The organism is Mycolicibacterium pyrenivorans (assembly GCF_025821625.1).
GTDB lineage: Bacteria > Actinomycetota > Actinomycetes > Mycobacteriales > Mycobacteriaceae > Mycobacterium > Mycobacterium pyrenivorans.
Genome location: NZ_JACKSH010000050.1, coordinates 1 through 3,972, shown reverse-complemented (window position 1 = coordinate 3,972; position 3,972 = coordinate 1). Strand labels below are relative to the sequence as shown.

3 protein-coding genes are annotated in these 3,972 nt (G+C 64.4%); all 3 read right to left on the bottom strand.

From position 1 onward, the window contains the following. Positions 1-101: 101 nt before the first annotated feature. The 3 genes from H7I57_RS06835 to H7I57_RS06825 are packed head-to-tail and all read right to left on the bottom strand — an operon-like array spanning position 102 to position 3,851. The gene (locus H7I57_RS06835; RefSeq protein ID WP_006241820.1) at positions 102-530 is read right to left on the bottom strand and encodes a DUF6262 family protein; all 429 of its coding nucleotides are present in this window, start codon (positions 528-530) and stop codon (positions 102-104) included. Further along, positions 520-2,745 (bottom strand): tyrosine-type recombinase/integrase, encoded by a 2,226-nt coding sequence (locus tag H7I57_RS06830; protein WP_006241819.1) that lies wholly within the window; start codon positions 2,743-2,745, stop codon positions 520-522. Before H7I57_RS06830 ends, H7I57_RS06835 begins: the two co-directional genes overlap by 11 nt. Beyond that, on the bottom strand, positions 2,742-3,851 hold the full coding sequence (locus H7I57_RS06825; RefSeq protein ID WP_006241818.1) for a site-specific integrase: 1,110 nt from the start codon (positions 3,849-3,851) through the stop codon (positions 2,742-2,744). The genes H7I57_RS06830 and H7I57_RS06825 overlap by 4 nt, the downstream gene beginning before the upstream one ends. Positions 3,852-3,972: the final 121 nt, after the last annotated feature.

Genomic DNA, 3,972 nt, shown 5'->3' with positions numbered 1-3,972 from the left:
AGTAGTTATCTGTAGTCCGGCGGTCGGGCAGGGTTGTGACCTGCTGGTTTGCGGTGTGGACGGTGTCCGCGACGTGCTCTTGGCGCTCGGTTGTCGCCCAGTCAGCAGGGGTCGATTGTTATCGAATCGCGATCTCGGGCGGGTCGCTTGTGGGTGTCGTCGCGGGCTTGTCCGAGAGCATGGGCGAGTTGGTGGCGCAGTCGCTGATTCTGTTCGGCGAGTTCACGGTTGCGGCGAAGTGCGACGTCGAGGCGCTGGCGCAGGGAGTCTTCCCTGGCGCGTTGCCGGGCTGGCGGAGCCTGGTCGTGTTGCGGGCGGCGTAGCGCACGGATGCGGTTGATCTCGTCTTTGAGGTCGGGCTGGGTGTAGAGCCAGGACCGGGAGACACCGGCGTGTTCGGCGACGGCTTCGAAGCTGATCTTGGTTCCGGCGCGGTCGAGTTCGTGCAAGGCGGCGATAGCTTTTGCGCGGGTGAGCTCGTGACGCTGCTTGGCTGCGGTGACGATGTGAATGCTGTTGTCAGCTCGCATGTTCGGCTGCCGTCGGATCGGTGGGAGTGTCGAGCGAGGTGATGATGGCGTCGAGGTTGCCCAAAACCTGGCGGTTCATCTCGGCCAGCCGTTTGTGTCCGCGAGCTTCTGCTGCTGTGATCAGTTGCAGTGTCTGCTTGCGTTGGGTCCGATGTTGCGGCAGGAATTCCTGGGTGGTGAGGAACATGGGGCAAGTCAGGCAGGCGTTGGCGTGTGGGCAGCTCTGTTGGACGGGCAGACCGCAGTAGCCGTTGGGTAGGGCTTGGGTGGCGCGACCGAGGCGTTGTTTGGCCCAAGCGGCGTCGGCCATCGGTCCGTCTGGGTCGAGGTTGACCTCACGCCCGTGGCTGTCGACTTTGCGGGCGGCTTCCCAGGCTCGGCGGACGGTGGTGTCGTGCAGGCGAGCGTAGTGGGCGGTCATCTGCGGTGAGTCGTGGTCGAGGATGTGGCGCACGACCTCTTGCGGAACGTCGCGGTTGATCAGGCGGGTGCCGAGCGTGTGGCGCCACTGGTGCGGCGTCAAATGCACCCGCCGGTTGTGCTCGTCGCGGATGTCGCAGGCTGCGAGCCATCGGTGCATCGCCTCGCGGTAGGTCGGGATCCCCAGGGGGACTTGGCCGTCGATGTTCTTGGTGGGGCGCGGGAACAGCAGTCCAGTGCCGCCGGGCCAGCGTTCGGAGACGAGTCGGCGTTGGTGGCCGATCATGTCGACGAGGTCTGGGGCGATCGGAACAAGGGCGTCCCGCTTCATCTTGTGGTTGAAGTAGCGCAGATAGGGTGCCCCGTCGGCGTCTGTGGTGACGCAGTCGCCGCGCAATCGCAGGGCGTCGGTGATCCGGAGCCCGCAACGCATCAGGATGACGGTGATCAGTCGATAGGCAGGGTTGTTGAACTGGTCGAGGTTGTCGTGGTGTTCGAGCTGGGTCATGACGTGTTCGGCCAACGCTCTGGGCAGGTGTTCGCCGCGCTTGGGGTGGTCCTCGGCGAAGAACATCGCAGTGTCGGGAAGTCCTGTGGCCCAGCAATGTTGGCGGATCGCGGCAAAGAATCCATTGAGCAGGCCGATGTGGGCGCCTCGGCGCTGTGGGCTGTATTCCTGGTTCAGGTGCGCGAGGTAGCGTTCGAGCAGTTCCCGGTCGATCCGGCTGATGTCGTCGATGTCGACGTCAGCGAGAAATCGTCCGAATCGGGCGATGGCCAGCAGCGGGCGTCCACCGCCTGCTTCGAGGTTGAGTCCGCGTGAGAGGCGCAGCCGGATCCATCGTTTGGCCGGCTCTCTGAGCCAGGGTTGCGGGATGCGGTCGAACCGCAGTGTGTAGTGGCCTTCGTAGCCGAGCCGGTGCATCCGCCAGACGTCGCGTGGGTATTCGGCTTCCCAACCTCCGGCCTCGGCCAAGTCCAGCATGGTGAGGTGGGCATAGAGCAGCAAGCCGCGAGATCTCGTGTCGTTGAGTAGCACGGCTGAGCGTTGCCGCCATTGGTCGGCGTCGAAGTCGAGCAGCGAGGTGGTGGCGGTGTCTATCAGTAGTCGGACCACCCTGGCGACAACGGCCGGCGTCAGCTTGCCGCGTCGGTCGTCGTGGCGTTGCTGCAGTACGTACTGCATCTCCAGTTTGAGCTGCGGCGTGAGCATCCCGAGCTGAATCGTCTCGTTTGCCGGTGTGTCGTTGGATTCGAATCTTGCGACGAACTCGTCGATATCGTTGCGGTCGTTCGCTTTCCAAGTGTTGGTGTGGGAATGGCATAGCGGCGACTTGGCCTGCGGCCATAACGAGCAGTGCCCGATCTGGCAGGTCGCGCCGGGCCGGGGCTGTTTCACCGGCAGCGGATCACGTAACCACGAGGTCAGGGGCGGCCGCCCGGCGCGTTCCCACCGTTGCGCGTGCAGCTGACACAATCCGCGGCGAGCCGACCCGTAACCGCAGCCGTCGACCCGACATGCCTGGTTGGGGCGATGTTTGCGCCAACGCGGGTCGGTCGAGGCAGTGAACTCTTCGAGGTCGGGGCGGCCCGCGTTGGCCCATCGCTGGTGGTGACCTTGACAGAGGCCATGGCCACGGGCGCTGCGTCCGCAGTCGGTGACGCGGCAGGACCCTCCACCGAATACGGCGTCGTCCGAGGCGAACTCCAATGCGTCGCTGCGGAATTCGGCGCGAACACCGGCTATGAGCAGGCCCAGCAGGCCCGGCGTTGAGTTGGGCTCCAGGGCGGTCATAGGTTCACCTGGGCCTTTCCGATGAACCAGCCCGCGTGCTCCATCGCCTTGCGGGCGTCCTCCACGTTCAGATGCCCGTATGTCGCGGCGGTGACGGTGACATTGGCGTGGCCGAGCAGCTTGGCCACGACCTCCAATCCGATCCCGTCGCGCAGCATCCTGGTCGCTGCGGTGTGGCGCAGCCAATGCGGGTCGAAGTCGATGTCCGTGCGCCGGCGCAAACGGCGGACCAGGTCGTAGACCGCGCTATAGGTCAACGGATGGCCGTGTGGCCGCCCCCAGAGGTTGACGAAAACGTAGTCGCTGTCGAGGTCGCCGTATTCAGCGTGAAGGTAATCGGCATACAACCGAATCAGTTCCGCGCTCACCGGAACGGTCCGGACCGTCAACGATTTGGCGCGGGCTCGGTTGTCGTTGTCACGCCGACAAACTGTGATCTGCCGATCAGCGGCGGCGATGTCGCTGTGACGCAGCCCCAGCGCCTCACCGATGCGCATCCCGGTGTCATAGAGCAGCGCCAACAGGAACCGATCCCGCAACCGGTCACACGCGTCCAGCAGTGTTTGGATCTCGCCGGGGATCAGCACTCGCGGCAGCTTCTTCGGCGCCTTCAACGACACTGTTCGCCGGGGTAGCGGCATGTGCTTGCTGATGTGGTGCAGAAACGGCTTCCAACCGCCTCTCGACCCTCCGATCTGCCAGGTCGTCAGCAGCTCGCCGACCTCGATCCCGTCGCGAACGGCGTGCAGATAGAACGCCGCCAACGCCGACAGCTTCCGGTTCACCGTTGACTCGCCGCAGTGATGCTCCACCGAGGGCAGCACGGCGATCGCGCCCTGCCGCAGCGCCGTGGGCAGCCGCAGCCAGGCGACGAACGCGCCGATATCCTCCAGACTCACCGACCGCCAGTCCAGGCCGCACCCGCCCAGGAACGTGAACCAGTCCTTCAGATCATGGGCATAGGCCTTGATCGTGTTCGGCGACCGCTCTATGTCGGTCAAATACTTCAGATACCGCTCCACCGGTGCCACCGGCACACCGTCCTCGCCGAGGACGGTGAACGATTCACGCGACGAGAGCGGTGAAACCACCTTCACAACAAGCACATCGATCCTCCAGGCTCTGCTTCATGGACGGCTGGAGATAACCACATCCAGAACGCAGAACCGACCACTTCGAGACTTCGTGGTCCACATGAAAGACGCTCACCGCAGCACTACAGATAAC

Bases quoted from the DNA above. Each gene is read 5' to 3' on its own strand.
- H7I57_RS06830 (WP_006241819.1), bottom strand. From the start codon at position 2,745: ATGACCGCCCTGGAGCCCAACTCAACGCCGGGCCTGCTGGGCCTGCTC.
- H7I57_RS06835 (WP_006241820.1), bottom strand. From the start codon at position 530: ATGCGAGCTGACAACAGCATTCACATCGTCACCGCAGCCAAGCAGCGT.